At 64.4% G+C, this 19,419-nt stretch carries 23 protein-coding genes; 12 read left to right on the top strand and 11 right to left on the bottom strand.

Annotated features, from left to right (window positions below; genetic code table 11):
• The 7 genes from O3301_RS24790 to O3301_RS24760 all read left to right on the top strand — a co-directional run bounded on the left by O3301_RS24790 (position 1) and on the right by O3301_RS24760 (position 5,085).
• On the top strand, positions 1-2,142 hold the full coding sequence (locus tag O3301_RS24790; RefSeq protein ID WP_305057774.1) for an FUSC family protein: 2,142 nt from the start codon (positions 1-3) through the stop codon (positions 2,140-2,142).
• A gap of 86 nt (positions 2,143-2,228) precedes the next feature.
• A complete protein-coding gene (locus tag O3301_RS24785) occupies positions 2,229-3,368 on the top strand; it encodes a cytochrome-c peroxidase (RefSeq protein WP_305057773.1) in 1,140 nt (379 codons plus the stop codon).
• A 265-nt stretch (positions 3,369-3,633) separates the two neighbouring features.
• Positions 3,634-3,819 (top strand): hypothetical protein, encoded by a 186-nt coding sequence (locus tag O3301_RS24780; protein ID WP_289906814.1) that lies wholly within the window; start codon positions 3,634-3,636, stop codon positions 3,817-3,819.
• A 78-nt stretch (positions 3,820-3,897) separates the two neighbouring features.
• A complete protein-coding gene (locus tag O3301_RS24775; protein WP_289913612.1) occupies positions 3,898-4,278 on the top strand; it encodes a glutaredoxin family protein in 381 nt (126 codons plus the stop codon).
• A 31-nt stretch (positions 4,279-4,309) separates the two neighbouring features.
• Positions 4,310-4,501: a hypothetical protein gene (locus O3301_RS24770; RefSeq protein ID WP_305057772.1), complete on the top strand. Its 192-nt coding sequence runs from the start codon at positions 4,310-4,312 to the stop codon at positions 4,499-4,501.
• 93 nt (positions 4,502-4,594) lie between these two features.
• Positions 4,595-4,795 carry a hypothetical protein gene (locus O3301_RS24765; RefSeq protein WP_289913614.1) on the top strand — a complete coding sequence of 67 codons (201 nt, stop codon included), beginning with the start codon at positions 4,595-4,597 and terminating at the stop codon, positions 4,793-4,795.
• Positions 4,796-4,884: 89 nt separating this feature from the next.
• Positions 4,885-5,085: a hypothetical protein gene (locus tag O3301_RS24760; protein ID WP_289913615.1), complete on the top strand. Its 201-nt coding sequence runs from the start codon at positions 4,885-4,887 to the stop codon at positions 5,083-5,085.
• A gap of 53 nt (positions 5,086-5,138) precedes the next feature.
• Here the strand turns inward: O3301_RS24760 and O3301_RS24755 are convergent, their stop codons facing one another.
• The gene (locus O3301_RS24755; protein ID WP_099665482.1) at positions 5,139-5,693 is read right to left on the bottom strand and encodes a cob(I)yrinic acid a,c-diamide adenosyltransferase; all 555 of its coding nucleotides are present in this window, start codon (positions 5,691-5,693) and stop codon (positions 5,139-5,141) included.
• Positions 5,694-5,843: 150 nt separating this feature from the next.
• Here O3301_RS24755 and O3301_RS24750 point away from each other — a divergent pair, with 150 nt between their 5' ends.
• From O3301_RS24750 to glcF, 3 genes are read left to right on the top strand one after another with little or no spacing between them, the layout of a single operon-like run.
• Positions 5,844-7,334: an FAD-linked oxidase C-terminal domain-containing protein gene (locus tag O3301_RS24750; protein ID WP_305057771.1), complete on the top strand. Its 1,491-nt coding sequence runs from the start codon at positions 5,844-5,846 to the stop codon at positions 7,332-7,334.
• 16 nt (positions 7,335-7,350) lie between these two features.
• On the top strand, positions 7,351-8,421 hold the full coding sequence (glcE, locus tag O3301_RS24745; protein WP_305057770.1) for a glycolate oxidase subunit GlcE: 1,071 nt from the start codon (positions 7,351-7,353) through the stop codon (positions 8,419-8,421).
• A 4-nt stretch (positions 8,422-8,425) separates the two neighbouring features.
• On the top strand, positions 8,426-9,664 hold the full coding sequence (gene glcF, locus O3301_RS24740) for a glycolate oxidase subunit GlcF (RefSeq protein WP_305057769.1): 1,239 nt from the start codon (positions 8,426-8,428) through the stop codon (positions 9,662-9,664).
• Here glcF and O3301_RS24735 read toward each other — a convergent pair.
• The 4 genes from O3301_RS24735 to O3301_RS24720 all read right to left on the bottom strand — a co-directional run bounded on the left by O3301_RS24735 (position 9,657) and on the right by O3301_RS24720 (position 14,627).
• The gene (locus O3301_RS24735) at positions 9,657-11,768 is read right to left on the bottom strand and encodes a bifunctional diguanylate cyclase/phosphodiesterase (protein ID WP_099665478.1); all 2,112 of its coding nucleotides are present in this window, start codon (positions 11,766-11,768) and stop codon (positions 9,657-9,659) included. The two genes, glcF and O3301_RS24735, sit on opposite strands and share 8 nt — an antisense overlap.
• Before the next feature lie 185 nt (positions 11,769-11,953).
• Positions 11,954-12,439 (bottom strand): glutathione peroxidase, encoded by a 486-nt coding sequence (locus O3301_RS24730; RefSeq protein WP_305057768.1) that lies wholly within the window; start codon positions 12,437-12,439, stop codon positions 11,954-11,956.
• 1 nt (position 12,440) lies between these two features.
• Entirely contained in the window at positions 12,441-13,580 is a 1,140-nt protein-coding gene (locus tag O3301_RS24725) for a PilT/PilU family type 4a pilus ATPase (protein WP_180278624.1), read from the bottom strand.
• A gap of 3 nt (positions 13,581-13,583) precedes the next feature.
• Entirely contained in the window at positions 13,584-14,627 is a 1,044-nt protein-coding gene (locus tag O3301_RS24720) for a type IV pilus twitching motility protein PilT (protein WP_289913621.1), read from the bottom strand.
• Between the two features lie 70 nt (positions 14,628-14,697).
• Between O3301_RS24720 and O3301_RS24715 the strand changes: the two genes are divergently transcribed.
• Together O3301_RS24715 and proC are read left to right on the top strand one after the other, a co-directional pair.
• On the top strand, positions 14,698-15,399 hold the full coding sequence (locus O3301_RS24715; protein ID WP_305057767.1) for a YggS family pyridoxal phosphate-dependent enzyme: 702 nt from the start codon (positions 14,698-14,700) through the stop codon (positions 15,397-15,399).
• A 22-nt stretch (positions 15,400-15,421) separates the two neighbouring features.
• Complete coding sequence (gene proC / locus O3301_RS24710) at positions 15,422-16,252, top strand: pyrroline-5-carboxylate reductase (RefSeq protein ID WP_305057766.1); 831 nt, start codon at positions 15,422-15,424, stop codon at positions 16,250-16,252.
• On the opposite strand, the gene O3301_RS24705 is transcribed toward proC, so the two are convergent.
• The 6 genes from O3301_RS24705 to O3301_RS24680 form a co-directional block, all read right to left on the bottom strand.
• Complete coding sequence (locus O3301_RS24705; protein ID WP_305057765.1) at positions 16,253-16,969, bottom strand: anti-sigma factor domain-containing protein; 717 nt, start codon at positions 16,967-16,969, stop codon at positions 16,253-16,255.
• Positions 16,966-17,541 carry a sigma-70 family RNA polymerase sigma factor gene (locus O3301_RS24700; RefSeq protein WP_305057764.1) on the bottom strand — a complete coding sequence of 192 codons (576 nt, stop codon included), beginning with the start codon at positions 17,539-17,541 and terminating at the stop codon, positions 16,966-16,968. The genes O3301_RS24705 and O3301_RS24700 overlap by 4 nt, the downstream gene beginning before the upstream one ends.
• 74 nt (positions 17,542-17,615) lie before the next feature.
• Positions 17,616-18,173: a DUF3455 domain-containing protein gene (locus O3301_RS24695; RefSeq protein WP_099665472.1), complete on the bottom strand. Its 558-nt coding sequence runs from the start codon at positions 18,171-18,173 to the stop codon at positions 17,616-17,618.
• A gap of 89 nt (positions 18,174-18,262) precedes the next feature.
• A complete protein-coding gene (locus O3301_RS24690; protein WP_305057763.1) occupies positions 18,263-18,610 on the bottom strand; it encodes a hypothetical protein in 348 nt (115 codons plus the stop codon).
• Entirely contained in the window at positions 18,607-18,993 is a 387-nt protein-coding gene (locus O3301_RS24685) for a phage holin family protein (RefSeq protein WP_046683403.1), read from the bottom strand. Before O3301_RS24685 ends, O3301_RS24690 begins: the two co-directional genes overlap by 4 nt.
• Before the next feature lie 56 nt (positions 18,994-19,049).
• Complete coding sequence (locus tag O3301_RS24680; protein WP_099665471.1) at positions 19,050-19,406, bottom strand: DUF883 family protein; 357 nt, start codon at positions 19,404-19,406, stop codon at positions 19,050-19,052.
• Positions 19,407-19,419: the final 13 nt, after the last annotated feature.

Raw genomic sequence — 19,419 nt, 5'->3', positions numbered from 1 at the left:
TTGTATCTCAGGAAACTTCACCGCCGTTCGCGCGCACTGGCCGGCCGCTGGCTGACGGGCGTGCACGCCTATACCGACACCCTGGCGCAGCGCCGTCCCCTGTGGATGGTCAGCCTGGCCATCGATGAAACGAACCTGTCCGAAGGCTTGCGGGCCGCATGCGCCTCGAGCGCCATGCTGCTGCTGGGCCTGCTGTTCGACCATCCCGATTTTTCCTGGGCCGCCATCGGCGCCTTCTGGACGTGCCTGGCCGACGCGGCCGGCACGCGGCGCATGCGCTTCGTCTCGATGGTGGGCTTCGGTTTGCTGTCGACGGTGGCCGGCGGCCTGACGGCGCTGGCGGCCGGCCATGGCGTGGCGACGGCAGCCATCGCCGTGCTGCTGTTTTCCTGGGCCGGCGCGCTGGCGCGCATCTGGGGCGCGGCCACGGCGCAAGTGGCCATCCTGGCCGCCACGGCCTGCGTGGTGATGGTCACGCATCCGCTGGCATCGATGACGCAGGCGGCGCCTTTCCTGGGCCTGTACATGTTCGGCTGCCTGTTCGCCACCGTGCTCAGTTTTACCGTCTGGCGCATCCACCCGTTCGGCCCGAGCCGGCGCGCCATCCGCGCCGCGTATTCGCGCCTGGCCGGCATCGCGCGCGACAATGCGCGCTTCCTCGCACATGATGCGGCGCAGGCGGACGTTGCCGCGCATGGCGCCAGCTACCGTTCGCAGGCGCGCGCCGCGCTGGAAGCGGCGCGCGTGGCGCTGGCCGCCGTGCCGCCCGCGCGCGCCGGCCGCAGCGCCCTGTACGACAACTTGCTGCTGGCGCTCAGCGACGCCGAGCGCATCTTCGCCTATCTGATCGCCGTCACGCATACGTGCGAGCGCGAGCAGCAGCGTCTGCGCCAGGACCCGCGCGCGCGGCGCAGCCTGGAAGTGATGGCCGTGCTGCTGCGCCGCCTGGGGCAAGCCGTGCAGCGCCAGCCGGAAACGCCGCCACTGGAATTGCAGCGCCGCCTGGCTGGCTGCGGACGGCGCCTGGAAGCGGCGCTGGGCGCCTTGCTGCCGCTGCGCCTGAACGTGGACTTCATGGAGCTGGGCTTGCCGCGCGCGGCGCAGCTGCCGTGGCGCGAAGCGGCCTTCCTGGCGCTGGGGCAGGCGTGGCAGACGGCGAAAGTCAACGCCACGCCGCAGTCGCTGAGCTGGCGCCATGCGGCGCGCGTGTCGCTGGCAACGACGGCCGGCTTCCTGCTGGTCGAGGCGCTGCACATTCCGTTCGGCTACTGGGCCACCATGGCGACCTTATTGATACTGCAGCCGTCCGTGTCGACCACCTGGCCGCGCGGCATCGAGCGGGTGGCGGGCAGCGTGCTGGGCGCCGTGCTGGCCGTGCTGATCGGCCTGGTCATTTACACGCCGCTGGGCATTTCGCTCGTGGTGTTTCCCCTGATCGTCGCCACCATGGCCTTGCGCCGTGTCAGCTACAGCCTGCACGTGCTGTTCATGACGCCCGCCTTCGTGCTGGTGGCCGATTATGCGGCGCCGGCCAGCGAGATGGTGTATGCGATGAGTCGTCTGGGCAACAATGTGCTGGGCTGCGTGCTGGCCTTGCTGGCCACGTTTTTCCTGTGGCCCGACCGCGAGGCGGACGACCTGGACCAGCGCCTGGCCAAGGCCGTGTCGGCCAACCTGAAATACCTGCTGGCCGTGCTGGCGGCGGGCGGAAAGTGGGACAGCGCCATCGCGCGCCTGCGCCGCGAGGCGGGGCTGGCCAGCAATAACGCGGAACAGGTCTTGCAGCGCTTGCGCATCGAGCGCCGCCTGGACCGCAGCAGCGGCGTGGGCCTGGCGGCGCTGCGCACCTTGCCGCTGCTGCGCCGCGTGGCGGGCAGTACGGCGCGCATCAGCCTGAGTCCCCAGGCCGAGCCGGCGCCGCCCGCACTGCAGCAGTGGATCGCCGGCGTCAGCGGGGAAATCGATGCCTTGCTGCGCGGCGCCGCCGACGCCAGCGCGCCTGGTCCCTGCGTTGCCGACAGCCTGACGCCGCTGCAGGCCGATGCCGTGGCGCAAGTGCAGTTGCTGCGCGGCTTGCTGCGCGAACATGTGCAGGCGCAGGCGGAGGAAACGCCGGGAAAATTGACGCAGATCGCCGAATAGACAAGCCCTGTCCCCTTTCGCTGTGCTGTTGCCATGTTGCTGGTTATCATTGCTCGAAGCCAGCGTACAAAAGAGGAATGAGCGACGTGTATAGATTTACAGCAGGAAAGACCGGATGGGTGGCCGCAGCGCTGCTGGCCATGACAGTGGGATTGCCTGCAGGAGGGGATGCGGCGGCGCGCGAAGCCACTACCACCGTTTGCGCCACGCCGGCGGGCTGGAATGCAGCCTGTCTGCGCCAGGCGTATGCCCGTCCCATTGCCGACTGGCCCCGTCCGCACCTGCCCGTCGGCGTGGCCGCCGCGGAAATGGCGCCCGTCTCGGCCATACCTGTGCCGCCCGTGGCACCGGCCGTCGCGGCGCTGGGGCAGCGCTTGTTCAACGACCCGCGCTTGTCGCGTGCGAACGCGGTGGCTTGCATCAGCTGCCACAGTCCCGCCCACAGCTTTGCCGACAGCAAGCGCGCCTCCGTCGGCCACGAAGGCCGTCTGGGCCAGCGCAATGCGCCGGGCCTGCTGGGCGTGGGCCAGATCAAGTCGCTGTTCTGGGATGGCCGCGCCGCCACCCTGGAAGAGCAGGCGCTGGGCCCCTTGCAGCATCCGGACGAGATGGCCATGGACGTGCCGGCCCTGGCGGCCAAGCTGTCCGCGCTCGATGACTATCCGGCGCAATTCGACGCCGCCTTCGGCCGGGGCGCCGGCGTGACCTTGCCGCGCATCCTGACGGCGCTGGCCGACTACCAGCGCATTTTGTTGCCGCCTGTCACTCGTTTCGATACCTTCCTGGAAGGGCAGCGCGCCGACTTGAACGACCGCGAGCTGCTGGGCCTGCACCTGTTCCGCACCAAGGCGCGCTGCATGACTTGCCACAGCGGCGCCTTGCTGACGGACCAGCAATTCCACAACCTGGGATTGACGTATTACGGGCGCAAGAAATACGAAGACCTGGGACGCTACCTGGTGACGGGCAAGGATGAGGACGTTGGCAAGTTCCGCACGCCCGGTTTGCGCGGCGTGGCGCAATCGGGGCCGTGGATGCACAACGGCCTGTTCCCGCAGATGGTGGGTTTGCTGAACATGTACAACGCGGGCATGTCGCGCCCCGTGCCGCAGAATGCGCAGCAGGCGGCCGATCCGAAGTTTCCCGTCACGTCGCCCCTGCTGCAGCGCTTGCAGCTGACGTCCGATGAAATCATTGCGTTGAAGAGTTTTCTGGAAGTGCTGTAGCCGCTCGGCCGGCTGCGCCCGCAGCCGGCCTTTACCTGCTTGCGGCGCCGATATTGTATAGACGTTTGGCGCCTCCCAATCTCTCCAAATTCCACATTCGATGGGCTTTCCCGATATATTTTCCAAAGTGGAAATTTATCGGAAGGAAACGTTGACTCTAAAATAAGTGCGGTCTATATTCGATTTTGTAGCAAGCAAAGAAGAAATTTCTTACGACTGGTCTGACGCGATTGCCTGAGGCAATCGCCAACATGGAGAGTAGTAAATGAAAAAGATTGCAGCATTTATTTTTACCCTGGGATTGAGTGCTTCCTATGCCTACGCTTCGGATATCGGCTGCTCTGCCTGCGAGGAAGAATGGCGGGAATGCACGATGCAAAATGGCGAGAGGTCCCCATTTTGCATCGGCAGTTACAAAGCCTGCCTGAAAGTCTGCGAAATCGGTGCCTGATACCCGTGCGTTGCAAGGCGGGCGGCAAGCGCATGCTGCGTCGTCCGCCATCGATCATTTTCGCCTCTGACAATACTTATGATGCAGAAAAAAATTAAAACCATCGCCATGTATGGCGTGATATTGGCCGCCGGCCTGGGCAGCGGTTATGGCCTGTCTTTATTGCCTGGTTTATTCAAATCGACTTACACGGAAGGCAATTACGCCGCGTATTTCCCGAATGCCCAGGCGAAGGTGGTGTTGTACGGCACGGACTGGTGCGGCTATTGCGCCAAGACGCGCGCGTACTTCAAGGAAAACAAGATCGACTTTGTCGATCTCGATATCGAAAAATCGCCGGAAGCGAGAAAAGCCCATGAAGAACTCGGCGGCGGCGGCGTGCCCGTGGTGTTGATCGGCAACCGCAAGATCCAGGGTTTCAATACGGGCGCGCTGGAAGCGGCGCTGAAGAAAATCTGACGTTTCAACGTATTCACCTGAAAGGCTGACCATGTCCAAAAAGATTGCCGCTTTTCTGTTTACCGTCGGCGCCGCCCTGTCCTTCAGCGCCCAGGCATTTGGCCCTGACTGCACCTTTGTCTGCGAACGCAACCTGCTCGATTGCGTGGAATTCGGCCAGCCGGCCTGCATGGAGAATTATCAGGCTTGCCAGAAGGAATGCCTGCGCCCGCCACGTAATTGACGCGCGGATGCCATACCCGTTTATGGATGGAGCGTAAGAGACGGCGCGCCATGGATGTTGCCCCTCGTCTGACATTTCTGCAAAGGAGTACCGATGTTTAAAAAACTGGGTTTCTTTTTGTTTGCCATGGGCCTCAGCGCCTCGTATGCGATCGCCGGTGGCGGCGATCCGGAATGCTACTCGCAGTGTAACGCCGAGCTGGAACAGTGCATGACCAGCCAGCCGGGGTCGCCAGGCGCGTGCAGAAGGATGCAACAGATTTGCTACGCCAGCTGCGATCCGATCTTGCCATAAATGAGGATGGCCGGTCGCCAGCATCCTGGCTGGGCCGGCTGCATCACCTCAACCGTCCTGCAGTCCCTCATTCCCGAAAAGGAGTGCTTATGTTCAAAAAGCTGGGTTTCTTTTTGTTTGCCATGGGCGTTAGCGCTTCGTATGCGATCGCCGGCGACGGCGACCTGGAATGCTATCTGACTTGCGATGACAACCTGGAACAGTGCATGATTAAAAATCCGATGTCGCCAGGTGCCTGTACCAAGGCACACATGCTATGCAACGACCGCTGTGATCCGTACTTGCCATAAATAAATAATTTTACCGGCCAGCCAGTACGCTGGCCAAGCCGGCTTTGGATGCATTATCCCCGCGTGCGGTCATGCCGCCACAGCACGTCGCTGCCGCCGGCAAAGCGGTTCAGCACGCGCGACAGCACGAACAGCAGGTCCGACAGGCGGTTCACGTACTGGCGCGGATGTTCGTGCAGCGGTTCCGCATTGGCCAGCGCGACGATGCTGCGCTCGGCGCGGCGGCACACGGTGCGGCACACATGCGCCAGCGAGGCGGCGCGCGAACCGGCCGGCAGGATGAATTCGCTCAAGGCCGGCAAGTCGGCATTGTATTTCGCCAGCAAGTCGTCGAGGCGCAGCACGTGCTCTTCCTTGATCAACTGGTAGCCGGGGATGCAGATTTCGCCGCCCAGGTCGAACAGATCGTGCTGGATGGCCACCAGTTCGTCGCGCAAGGCGTCGGGCATGGCTTCGCACAGCAGCAATCCCAGATTCGAATTGAGTTCGTCCACGTCGCCCATGGCGTGGATCCGGACACTGTCCTTGCTGGTGCGGCTACCGTCGCCCAGGCCGGTGCTGCCATTGTCGCCCGTGCGCGTGGCGATTTTCGAAAGTCGGTTGCCCATGATGTCGATCCTGTAAAGAAGAATGGGGGCAGCATACGACACCGCGCGCCGCCTGGCCCCGGATTTGCCCGCAAATAGGACAAAAAATGCGCTGCGCGCCGCTTTTGTGCTTACAATCGTTGCACGCCCATGCACTTTTGCTCACATCCTATGCTCAATGCCGCCCCTGAATCCGGATTGACCGCCGCGCGCCAGCAAGCAGTCGTCGCGGCCCTGCTGGCCGTGCTGCCGGCCCGCTGCGTGCTGTCCGACGCCGAAGATACGCGCCCGTACGAATGCGATGGCCTGGCCGCCTACCGCCAGCTGCCGATGGTGGTGACGTTGCCCGATACGGAAGAACAGGTCATCGCCATCCTCGGCGTCTGCCGCGCGTTGAAGGTGCCGATCGTGCCGCGCGGCGCGGGCACGGGTCTGTCGGGCGGCGCCTTGCCCATCGCCGATGGCGTGGTGCTGTCGACGGCGCGTTTGAACCGCATCGTGCGCCTTGACGCGTATGCGCGCACGGCCGTGGTGCAGCCGGGCGTGCGCAACCTGGCCATTTCCGAAGCGGCGGCGCAACATGCCTTGTACTACGCGCCCGACCCGTCCTCGCAAATCGCCTGCAGCATCGGCGGCAACGTGGCGGAAAACTCGGGCGGCGTGCATTGCCTGAAATACGGCTTGACCGTGCACAATGTGCTGCGCGTGCGTGTTGTTACCATTGACGGTGACGTGCTGGAACTGGGCGGCGAATGCCTCGATTCGCCCGGCTTCGACTTGCTGGCCGTCTTCATCGGCTCCGAAGGCATGCTGGGCATCGTCACGGAAGTGACGGTCAAGCTGATCCCGAAGCCGGCCACGGCGAGGGTCATCATGGCGTCCTTTGACGACGTCGTCACGGGCGGCAATGCGGTGGCCAACGTGATCGCGGCCGGCATCATCCCGGCCGGCCTGGAAATGATGGACCGGACGTCGTCGCGCATGGTCGAACCGTTCGTCAAGGCCGGCTACGACATCGACGCGGCCGCCATCTTGCTGTGCGAAGCGGATGGCACGCACGAGGAAGTGGAAGAGGAAATCGCCCGCATGACGGCCGTGCTGGAAGGGGCGGGCGCCAGCGCCATCGCCGTGTCGCAGTCGGAAGCGGAGCGCATGAAATTCTGGTCCGGCCGCAAGAACGCCTTTCCCGCGGCGGGACGCATCTCGCCCGACTACTACTGCATGGACGGCACCATCCCGCGCAAGCGCCTGGCCGAAGTCCTGACGGGCATCGCCGGCATGGAAACGACGCATGGCTTGCGCTGCGCCAACGTGTTCCACGCGGGCGACGGCAATTTGCACCCCTTGATCCTGTTCGACGCCAACATGCCCGGCGAATTCGAGCGCGCCGAAGCGTTTGGCGCGGACATCCTGGCCCTGTGCGTGGCCGTGGGCGGCACCATCACGGGCGAACATGGCGTGGGCATGGAAAAGATCAATTCCATGTGCGTGCAATTTACGCGCGCCGAACTCGATGCCTTCTTTGCCGTCAAGCGCGCCTTCGATCCCCATGCCTTGCTGAACCCGGACAAGGCGATTCCCACCTTGAACCGCTGCGCCGAATTCGGCAAGATGCATGTGACGGCGGGACGCCTGCCGTTCGCCAACCTGCCCCGTTTTTAATTTTCCGGAGACTCTTTTGCAAGCGATAGCGGAACAATTCAGGCAGCAGATCCTGGCGGCCAGCGCGGCAGGCCGCCCCTTGCGCCTGCGCGGCGGCGGCACAAAAGACTGGTATGGCCAGCAGCTGGCAGGCGAGGTGCTCGATACGCGCGCGTATGCGGGCATCATCGACTATGAACCGACGGAGCTGGTGATCACGGCCCGCTGCGGCACGCCGCTGGCGGACATTGAAGCGGCGCTGGCCGCGCGCAACCAGATGCTGGCCTTCGAGCCGCCCCATTTCGGGCCGGGCGCCACGGTGGGCGGCGTCGTCGCCAGCGCCCTGTCCGGCCCGCGCCGGGCCAGCGCGGGAGCCTTGCGCGACTTTGTGCTGGGCGCCGTGCTGATGGATGGCCACGGCCAGCGCCTGGCCTTCGGCGGACAGGTGATGAAGAACGTGGCCGGCTACGATGTCGCGCGCCTGCTGGCGGGGTCCCTGGGTACCTTGGGCCTGATCCTGGAAGTGTCGCTGAAAGTGCTGCCCTTGCCGCTGCGCGAAGCGACCTTGCGCCTGGAATGCGCGGAAATCGCCGCTTTGCGCATGCTCAATGAATGGGCGGGCAAGCCGCTGCCCATTTCCGCCAGTTGCTGGCATGACGGCGTCTTGCGCGTGCGCCTGTCCGGCGCCGAGGCGGCCGTGTCGGCGGCCCTGCAATCCTTGAATGGCGAGTTGCTGGCGCAGGAAGACGCGGCCGCCTTCTGGCTGTCCGTGCGCGAACAGACGCACGCTTTCTTCGCGGGCGCGGGCAGCCTGTGGCGCCTGTCGCTGCCGCCGCACGCCAGCGCCGTGATTGTAAAGGGGCGCCAGCTGATCGAATGGGGCGGGGCGCAGCGCTGGCTCAAGCTCGACGGCGATGCCGATGCGGCAGGCAGCCAGCACATCCGCCAGGCCGTGGCCGCGCTTGGGGGCCACGCCACCCTGTTCCGCGGCGGCGACAAGGCCGTGGGCGTGTTCCACCCGCTGGCGCCGGCCATTGAAAAAATCCACCAGCGCCTGCGGCACGCTTTCGACCCGGCCGGCATCTTCAACCCGCACAGAATGACTTGAGCGCATGCAAACCAATCTCGCCGATTTCATCAAGAATACGCCGGCAGGCGACGAAGCCGAAGCCATCCTGCGCGCCTGCGTGCATTGCGGCTTTTGCACGGCCACCTGTCCCACCTACCAGTTGCTGGGCGATGAACTCGATGGCCCCCGTGGACGCATCTACCTGATCAAGCAAGTGCTCGAAGGCGCGCCCGTCACGGCCAAGACGCAGACGCACCTGGACCGCTGTCTGACCTGCCGCAACTGCGAATCGACCTGTCCGTCCGGGGTGCAGTACGGGCGCCTGGTCGACATCGGCCGCAACGTCGTCGAACAGCGCGTGCAGCGCCCCTTGCGCGAACGGGCGCTGCGCTTCGCCCTGAAGGAAGCCTTGCCGCGCCGCTGGCTGTTTACGCCCGTGTACAAGGCGGGGCAGGCGCTGCGGCCGTTGCTGTCGAAAGGCTTGCAGGACAAGCTGCGCCCGGGCGCAGCCGCCGGGGCATGGCCCGCGCGCCGGCATGCGCGCACCATGCTGCTGCTCGACGGCTGCGTGCAGCCGGCCATGTCGCCGAACATCAACGCGGCCACGGCGCGCGTGCTCGACGCCCTGGGCGTGCAGCTGATCGTCGCGCCGAAGGCGGGCTGCTGCGGCGCGCTGCGCCATCACTTGAACGACCAGGAAGCGGCGCTGGACGACATGCGCCGCAATATCGACGCCTGGTGGCCCTACGTCGACTGCGTGGACAGCGCGGAAGCCATCGTCATGACGGCCTCCGGCTGCGGCGCCACGGTGAAGGAATATGGCCATCTGCTGGCGCACGACGCCCGCTATGCGGACAAGGCGCGGCGCATCGCGGCATTGACGCGCGACTTGTCCGAGATCATGCCCGCGTTTGAAGCGGAACTGGTTGCGCTGCTGCAAGGGCGCATCGGCAAGCGGGTGGCGTACCACCCGCCGTGCACGCTGCAGCACGGCCAGCAGGTGCGCGGCAAGGTGGAGCAGGTGCTGCGCGCCGTCGGCGTCGACGTGCGCCTGTGCGCCGACAGCCATCTGTGCTGCGGTTCGGCGGGCACGTATTCGATCCTGCAGCCGGCACTGTCGCAACAGTTGCGCGACAACAAGGTGGCGAACCTGGAAGCGTGTGAGCCGGAGATGATCGTGTCGGCGAATATCGGCTGCCTGAGCCACCTGCAGTCGGGCACGGAGACGCCCGTGCGGCACTGGATCGAACTGATCGACTCCGCCTTGACCCCGGTCAAATAGGCACTTCGCTGTATTGGGCGATGCGCCACTGCGGCGCCGGGATGAAATTGTTCGCCCACTCCAGCACGGCGTCGGCCGGCATGGGCCGGGCGATGCCGTAGCCTTGCGCCAGGTCGCAGCCCAGCTGGATCAATCGGGCGCCATGCTCGACGCTTTCCACGCCTTCGGCGATCACCGTCAAGCTGAAGGAGCGGGCCAGGCCGATGACGGCGCGCACCAGGTGCAGGTCGTCGCGGTCGTTGAGCATGTTGCGCACGAAGCTCTGGTCGATCTTGACGATATTCGCCGGCAGGCGTTTCAGGTATGACATCGAGGAGTAGCCGGTGCCGAAATCGTCGAGCGCGAAGGTGATGCCCAGCGCCTGGCAGGCGCGGATGATGCGGCGCACGTCTTCGATGTCGTGCAGGGCCGACGATTCGAGGATTTCCAGTTCCAGCATGCTGGCGCGCACGCCGGGAAATTCGCCGAGAATGGTTTCCAGGCGCGAGACGAAGTCCGGTTGCTGGAAGTGGCGCGCCGCGATATTCACGCTGACGACCCAGTGCTTGCCGCAAGCGACCCAGCGCTGCATCTGCCACAGGGCCTGGCGCAGCACCCATTCGCCGATGTCGATGATCAAATCCGTCTGTTCCACCAGCGGCAGGAATTGCGCGGGCGCCAGCACGCCGCGGCGCGGGTGCTGCCAGCGCAGCAGCGCTTCCATGCCCACCACCGTGCCGGCGCGCATGTTCACCTTGGGCTGGTAGTACAGCCGCAGTTCGCCATTGATCAGGGCCTGGCGCACTTCCGTGCGCTGGTTGTGGTGGGTGCGCACTTCTTCATCGAGGTTGGTGTCGAAGAAGTGGTACTGGTTGCGCCCCGTCAGTTTCGCCTGGTAGACGGCGTGGTCGGCGTGGCGCAGCAGGCTTTCCGTATTCAAGTCCTTGCCCGCGTAGACGGCGATGCCGACGCTGGCCGTCACGTGCAGCGCCTGCTGGTCGCCCTGGTAGGGGCGGCTCAGTTCCTGCAGCAATTGCGTGATGTTCTGTTCGATGCTGGCGATGCTGGCCTGGCCGCACAGCAGCAGGACGAATTCATCGCCGCCCAGGCGCGCCGCGTAGTGGATCTGGCCCGTAAAGCCGTGCAGGCGGCCGGCCACCTGCTTGAGGATTTCATCGCCCGCTTCGGCGCCGTAGCGGTCGTTGATGGCCTGGAAATGGTCGAGGTCGAACAGGCAGACGGCCAGCAGGCGCTGGCGTTCGCGCGCCAGGAACAGCTCCTGTTCGAAGCGGGCGGCCAGCGCGGCGCGGTTGGGCAATCCCGTCAGCACGTCATTGTAGTTTTGCCATGACAGCTTTTGCAGCGCCTGCTGCATGTGCACGGTTTCGTTCAACTGTTCGCCCAGCTGGCGCTGGCTGGTCTTCAGCGAGGTCAGCAATTCTTCGATATCGCCGGCCATGCCGTTGAACGACTGCGACACGGCTTGCGCTTCGGGCGTGGCGCCGGCCGCCAGGCGCACGGCGAAGTTGCCATCGCGGAAGCGGTCCGTCGCCTGCACGAGCCGCGCCAGCAGCTTGCGGTGCGACGCCAGGATCAGGCCCAGCAGGAGGAAGACGAGGACGATGTTGATGGTGCTGAGGACGGCTTGCCCGCGCACCCGTTGCCATACCTGCGCCAGGGGCAGGCCGGGCGTGTAATGCACGTCGAGGATGCCGTCGCCGCCATCCGGCAGCGCCACCGTCAGGCGGCTGCGGATGGCCGCCATGCCCGCCAGGCGTGCAAACCACGCCGGCACGCCGTCGGCCAGCGTGTCGGTCAGCTTGTTGTCGGCCAGCACTTCGACATGCGCGCCAGCCGTATCCCAGCGCATGGCGGCGAGGCTGCGGTTCAGCGGCAGGGCGCTGCGCAGCACTTGCCGCACGCTGTCGTGCATCGCATGCCGGTCCGTATGCACGGCCAGCGGCAGCACGCTATTGGCCAGGAACAGGTCGAGTTGCCGGGCTTCGCTCTGGTAGCGGGCATTGGCCAGCGCCGTTTCCGTCCCGAGCAGGGCGTGATAGCGAAAGGCGGAAACGGCGAGTATCAGGAAGGTAATAGGGATGAAGAGGCGGGAATAACTGCCCATCCGCATCCATGAAGATAATATTTTCCCAAAGACTGGCATCGTTTTATGATCGATATCTGCGAATAATTATGTAAACATTATCACCGATATTTGCTATTTGAAACACAATATTGATATCAAGCATGAAATAAATACAGTTTTATTGATTTCGCATGATTGTTGTCTTAAGTCAAAGTATTGCGCTTCTACTCTTGTAGCAATTGCCGTATGTCGTCCGCCAGGCTGGCCGGCTTGCTGGCCGTCGCGTAGCGGCGAAATACGCTGCCATCCTTGCGCACCAAAAACTTGGTGAAATTCCATTTGATCGATTGCGTGCCCAATATGCCGGGCGCCGCCTGTTTTAATTGGGCAAAGACGGGATGGGTATGCGGGCCATTCACGTCGACCTTGGCAAACAGGGGAAAGGTGACGCCGAAGTTTTTTTCGCAAAAGGCGCCAATTTCCTCGTTCGAGCCCGGTTCCTGCTGGCGGAATTGATTGCAGGGGAAACCCAGCACGACCAGGCCCTGGTCGTGGAATTCGCGGTACAGCGTTTCGAGCCCCTGGTATTGGGGCGTGAAGCCGCAGGCGCTGGCCGTATTAACGATCAGCAATACCTTGCCCTTGTAGCGCGCCAGGTCGACCGGCGTGCCGTCCAGCGCCTCGGCCTGGAAATCGTGGATGCTGGTCATGTCAGAGGAGTCCCAGTTTGGTGGCGCCCGCCTGCGGGGCCGGTTCCGGCGCCGTTGCGCCCTTGAGCTTGATCGTCAGGCGCAGGTCGTTGACGGAATCCGCATTGCGCAGCGCGTCTTCATAGCTGATGGCGCCCGCCTCGTGCAGGTCGAACAGGGCCTGGTCGAAAGTCTGCATGCCATGCTCGCGCGATTTTTTCATCAATTCCTTGATCTCGTGCACCTGGCCCTTGAAGATCAGGTCGCTCATCAGCGGCGAATTGAGCAGGATTTCCAGCGCCGCCTGGCGCCCGCCGCCATCCTTGTTGGGGATCAGCCGCTGCGAAATCATGCCCTTCAAATTCAGCGACAGGTCCATCAGCAACTGCTGGCGCCGCTCTTCGGGGAAGAAATTGATGATGCGGTCCAGCGCCTGGTTGGCGTTGTTCGCGTGCAAGGTCGCCAGGCACAGATGGCCCGTCTCGGCAAACGCGATGGCGTGGTCCATGGTATCGCGGTCGCGGATTTCGCCGATCTGTATCACGTCGGGCGCCTGGCGCAGGGTGTTTTTCAGGGCCGTGGCCCAGTCGTCCGTATCGACGCCCACTTCGCGCTGGGTGACGATGCAGTTGCCGTGCGGATGGATAAATTCCACGGGGTCTTCGATGGTGATGATGTGGCCGTGGCTGTGGGCGTTGCGGTGGCCTACCATGGCCGCCAGGGTGGTCGACTTGCCGCAGCCCGTGGCGCCCACCATGATGACGAGGCCCCGCTTGCTCATCACGATGTCTTGCAGAATGGCGGGCAAGCCAAGGCCAGCGAGGCTGGGGATGGCGGTATTGATCAACCGCAAGACCATGCCTGCCTGGCCCATCTGCACGAAGGCGGATACGCGGAAACGTCCGAGCCCCTCCGGGCTGATGGCGAAATTGGCTTCGCGGCTGGACTCGAACTCGGCCGCCTGGCGCGCGTTCATGACGGCGCGCACGTAGCCGGCCGCCTGGGCCGCGTCAAGCGCGCCGCCAGCCAGCGGCGTCAGTTTACCGTCGAGCTTGATGGCGGCGGGAAAGCCGGCCGTGATGAACAGGTCCGAGCCGCCCCGTGCGCGCATCTGCGCCAGCAGCGCATGCATGGCGCCATAGTGTTCGTGCGTCGTCTGCATGGCTTATCCGGGGAAGTTTTCAGGGGACTTGGCGGCCGAGCGGGCCGTTTCCGCCGAGATCGTGCCGCGCCGCACCAGGTCGGTGAGGCACTGGTCCAGGGTTTGCATGCCCACATTGCTGCCCGTCTGGATGGCCGAATACATTTGCGCTACTTTCGCTTCGCGGATCAGATTGCGCACGGCCGGCGTGGCCAGCATGATTTCATGCGCGGCCACGCGGCCCGCGCCATCCTTGGTTTTCAGCAAGTTTTGCGAAATGACGGCTTGCAAGGATTCGGACAACATGGCGCGCACCATTTCCTTTTCCTCGGCGGGGAAGACGTCGATGATGCGGTCGATCGACTTCGCCGCCGACGAGGTGTGCAGGGTGCCGAACACGAGGTGGCCCGTCTCGGCCGCCGTCAAGGCCAGGCGGATGGTTTCCAGGTCGCGCAATTCGCCCACCAAAATCACGTCCGGGTCTTCGCGCAGGGCCGAGCGCAGCGCATTGCTGAACGAATGCGTGTGCGAACCCACTTCGCGCTGGTTGATCAGGCATTTCTTCGGTTCATGCACGAATTCGATCGGGTCTTCGATGGTCAATATATGGTGGTTCAGGCGCTCGTTGACGTGGTTCACCATGGCCGCCAGGGTGGTCGACTTGCCGGAACCCGTCGGGCCCGTCACCAGCACGAGTCCCCGCGGGCGCATGGCCAGCTCGCCGAAGATGCGCGGCGCGTTGAGGTCTTCCAGGGTCAGCACCTTCGACGGAATCGTGCGCAGCACGGCCGAGGCGCCCCGTTCCTGGTTGTAGGCGTTGACGCGGAAGCGCGCCAGGCCGGGAATCTCGAACGAAAAATCGCATTCCAGCGCTTCTTCATACGCCTTGCGCTGGCTGTCGTTCATGATGTCGTAGATCATGCTGTGCACTTCCTTGTGCTCGAGCGGCGCCACGTTCAGACGGCGCACGTCGCCATTGACCCGTATCATCGGCGGCAGGCCGGAAGACAGGTGCAGGTCGGAAGCCTTGTTGCTGACGGAGAAAGCGAGTAGTTCGGAGATGTCCATTTATAATCCCTGTGCCTGCATTGATGGGCTGGCGCACCGTGCCGCCGCCCCTATACACTAGAAAATGATTATGTCCACAATCGAACAGAACTTGCAAGCCGTGCGCGACAGTATTGCGCAGGCCGCCGCAGACGCGCGGCGCGCCCCTGGTGACGTGACCCTGCTGGCCGTGTCAAAAACCTTCGGCGCGGACGCCGTGCTGGCAGCCATGCGCGCGGGCCAGGCGGCGTTTGGCGAAAATTACCTGCAGGAAGCGCTCGACAAGATTAACGCCGTCAAGCTTGCGCTGCCGCAAGGCGCACCCGTCTGGCATTTCATCGGCCCCATCCAGAGCAACAAGACGCGCCCCATCGCCGAACATTTCGACTGGGTGCATACGGTGGAACGGGAAAAGATCGCCGCCCGCCTGTCCGAGCAGCGCCCGGCCGGCTTGCCGGACTTGAATATCTGCCTGCAAGTCAATATCAGCGGCGAGGCCAGCAAGAGCGGCGTGACGCCGGCTGACTTGCCAGCGCTGGCGCATGCCGTGGCGCAACTGCCCCGTTTGCGCCTGCGCGGCCTGATGGCCATTCCCGAGCCGGAAACGGATGTCAACCTGCAGCGCGCCGCCTTTGCGCAGTTGCGCGTGCTGTACGACCAATTGAAGGCGGACGGCCTGGCGCTCGATACCTTGTCGATGGGCATGTCGGCCGACTTGCGCGCCGCCGTGCTGGAAGGCGCCACCATCGTGCGCGTGGGCAGCGCCATCTTTGGTTCCCGCACTTACTCTTAACTGATTGATAGAAAGCATAGCCATGACGACAGAATTGAATATCGCCTTTGTGGGCGGCGGCAACATGGCGGCGGCCCTGATCGCCGGCCTGGCGGGTAAATTGACCCTGGGCGGCAACATCCACGTGATCGACCCGCATGCGCCCGCGCTGGAAAAACTGCAGGCGCAATTCGGCGTGACGACGGCTTCCGCCGCCGGCGACGCGCTGCGCGGCGTGGACGTGATCGTGCTGGCCGTGAAACCGCAAAGCATGCGCGAGGTGGCGGCGCAGTTGCTGCCCTTCCTCGACGGAAACAAGGCGCCATTGATCCTGTCGATCGCGGCCGGCATCCGCGCGGCCGACCTGTCGCGCTGGCTCGGCGATTACCGCGCCATCGTGCGCTGCATGCCGAACACGCCAGCCCTGATCGGCATGGGCATCACGGGCATGGTGGCCAGCAGCGGCGTGAGCGATGAGCAAAAGAAGACGGCGGACGCCATCCTGCATGCCGTCGGCCAGACCGTCTGGCTCGATGACGAAGCGAAGATCGACCCTGTGACGGCCGTGTCCGGCAGCGGTCCCGCCTATGTGTTTTACTTTATCGAAGCGATGCAGCAGGCGGCCGCCGAGCTGGGCCTGACGCCGGAGCAGGGCACGCAGCTGGCGATTGCCACGTTTACGGGCGCGGCGCAGCTGGCGGCCAATTCCAGCGAACCCGTGTCCTTGCTGCGCGAGCGGGTCACGTCGAAGGGCGGCACGACGTATGCGGCGCTCACCAGCATGGAAGAGAGCGGCGTGAAGGCGGCCATCGTCAAGGGCATCAAGGCGGCCGCACAGCGGGGGCGCGAGATGGGTGATGAGCTGTCGAAGTAATTAGATCACCTTGACGGCGCGGCCGATGTATAAAACCGGTCCCGTCGGCCGGCCCGTGGGCGAGCCCGTTGCCGGTTCCAAGGTGATTTCAAACAGTTGCTCCGGCTGCAGCGGCGGCAGCTTGTCCAATGTCAACTTGAGACTTTGCCCCGGCTTGACCAGGCCCAGCGAGACGGGTGCGCCCCAGTCCTTGCCCTTGGTCCAGAATTGCAGGGCCTTTTGCTGCGGCACGGCCGTCGGTCCCAGCGGGATCAGGCTCAGGTCGCGGTTCTTGCCGCCGCGTCCGCCCGCCTGCACGATCCAGCCCGGCGATTTGTCTTGCGGCGCCACCAGCACCACCAGGTAGCCAGGTCCGCTGGGTGTTTGCAGTTGCACGCTGACCAGCACGGCCAGCGCGGCCGTGGCCGCCAAGCCGCCGCCCGCCAGTATTCTCCAGAAGGCCAGGCTGTTCCACCACGCTTGCCAGCCGCCCGCCTGCCGCACGGCCGAAGGCGTCAACAGGCTGGCGCTGATGCGCGGCCACAGTTGCGCCGAGGGCGTTTCGGGCGGCGCCAGGGTCGTCAAGGGCAGCAGACGCCGTTCCCAGGCTTCGACGGCGTCGCGCAAGGCTGCGTCGCGCGGCAAGCGCTGTTCCACTTCCGCCCGTTCGGCCAGTTCCAATGTGCCCAGCACGTATTCGCTGGCCAGCCTGTGCAATTCCTCGTCGCTGTTGTTCATCCCATGCACTCCCGCAAGGCGGCCAGGCCCCGCTTGACCCAGGCCTTGACGGTTCCCAGCGGCGCTTGCAGGCGCTGCGCGATTTCGCTGTGGGAACAGCCATCGACGTAGGCGTACAGGATGCTGTTGCGCTTCGATTCGTCCAGGTGGCCGAGGCAATCGTGCAGCTTGCCCAGGTTCGCCTGGTCGGCATAGGCCTCGCCCGCATCGTGGCTGTGGCGTTCGTGCAGCAGGGTTTCCACGGTATCCTCGTCGGCCGGTACTTCATGGGCGCGGGCGCGCGCCACGTCCAGCGCCTGGTGCCGCACCACCACATAGATCCAGCCCTTGCCGCTGCCGCGCGTGGCGTCGAAACTGCCGGCGCGGCGCCAGATATTCAGGAAGGCGTCGTGCAGCACGTCTTCGGCCAGGGCCCGCTGGCGCACGATGCGCAGGGCCACGCCCAGCAGGTAGCGGCTTTCCTGCTGGTACAGGCCGTGCAATGCCTGCTGCTCGCCCCTGGCGCAGGCGCGCAGGGCGGCATCGTAATCGAACGGAGTGGCTAGCGTTGGCAAGGTCGGTGCAATCGTCAAGAGTAAACGGTTAGCAAGTTTTCAAGGCTGAGTATAGGCTAGAAACCCGCTTGCCAACCGTCGCTTTCACTGATTTAGGCGGCTTTCCAGAAGATATAGTCGGCCTGGTAGGGCACCCATTGTTTGGCGCCGATGCTTTCCATGCCGCAGGGGCTGCTTGGCGCCACGCCGCCGCTGGTGGCCACGCGCTGGATGTAGCTGACGCCCTGCATGGCGCCGCTGCCCGTGGCCGGATTGGCCTTCACCAGCTGGTACGGGATATTGCCCGCGCCGGCCGGCGCCACGGCCACTTGCGTCGCCGTCACTTTCGAGCCGTCCAGGTTGGCCCAGGTGGCCGGTGGACCGACATACGTGCCCACCTGCATGCCGCTGCGGTCGTTCAAGGCCGCGTCCGGTCCCACGAAAACCCATTCATGGCCCGTCATGTCTTTCTTGGCCTTGCATTCGTAGGCGATCTTGCCCACGCCCACGGTCTGCATGGCCACCTGGTGGCCATCGGGCACCTTGACGGCGTTCGGTAATTGTTCTTGCGAATAGCGCGCGCTCATGGGGGCGCAAGCGCTCAGCAGCAGGGCGGCGCCCAGCACAGCGAGGGCGGGAACGGCGTGGCGTGGGGCGGTGAAGGCAAGCATGGCGAACTCCTGGTAGTTGGCTCAACCGGCTGGTTGATACCATTACTACGCATGGGTCTGCCATTTGGATGCAGCCAGGTCAAAATATTTTATGACGGCGTTTCTTTCTTGCTGAAACGTTGCACCAGCGCCAGCAGGACGGGCATGGCGGTGGCGGCGTGCTTGAGCAGCGCGCCGCTGGCCCGCAGCAGCGGCAGGATGCGGCGCGGACGCACCAGCGCCAGGCCCAGCACGGCGCCGCCCACCATCAGGGGAATTTTGAAACGCGTGGCCAGGGTGTGGCGCAGATTGCCGCCCGTCAGCGGTTCCAGCAACTGGCGCGTCTGCACGCCCAGGGCCAGGCGCTGCAGCGCGCATTCGGCCAGCAGCGCGTCGCGCCGCTGCGCCAGGCTGGCGGCCGTGTGGACGCTGGACAATTTGGTGGGGTGCGTGGTCATGGCCGCTCCGATCCCCGGCGCGCCAGCAATTGCAGCTCGTCCAGGTCTTTGTTCAGTTCGGAAAGTGTAAAAGAAAGCAGTTTCGGCTTGCTGCGGAAACTGGCGCGCACGCCCAGCAGGGTGGCGATGGCGGCGACGATGAAGACGGCGGCCGTGATGGCGATGGCGGCGATGCGGTGCGTATCCCAGAACAGCACGATGACGAGGAACACGATCAAGACGAGGCCGACAAACAGGCACAACAGTGCCAGCATGGCCAGCGCCAGATAGGACAGGAAGCGCAACGACTCTTCTTCCATTTCCACGGCCGCCAGGGCCAGACGGGTCTGGACGATGGCGGCGAGGGTCGCTGCGACTTGGGCGACATGGTGCACGATAGCCATATGCTGCCTTTCGCGTCAGGTGACGGCCTGCGCCGTCGGTACCGCGTCGTTACAATCTAGCGGCGCGACGAGGAAAGCAGCAGACCGAACAGCACGCCGACGACGGCGCCCGCGCCCACGGCTTTCCAGGGATTGTCCTGCACGTATTCGTCGGTGGCCTTGGCCGCCTTCTTGGTCCGTTCGAGCAAGTCTTCTTCCAGCTTGATCAAGTCTTTCTTGGCCGTTTCCAGGGTGGCGATGAACTTGTCCTTGACGGCTTTGACATTCTCGCCCGTCTGATCCTTGGCGCCATCGAGCCAGCCTTCTGCTTCATCGATGACGGTCTTCAAGTCGCCGACCAGTTTGTCGCGAGCCTTGTCGGCGTCGGCGAGGATGCTGTCGCTGCTGGATTTTCCGGTATGTATCGAGCTCATGTATTACCTCATG

The sequence above is a fragment of the Janthinobacterium sp. SUN211 genome (assembly GCF_030587315.1).
Classification (GTDB): Bacteria; Pseudomonadota; Gammaproteobacteria; order Burkholderiales; family Burkholderiaceae_D; genus Janthinobacterium; species Janthinobacterium kumbetense.
The sequence above is the reverse complement of the archived record's forward strand: the minus strand, read 5'-3'. Positions and strand labels throughout refer to the sequence as shown.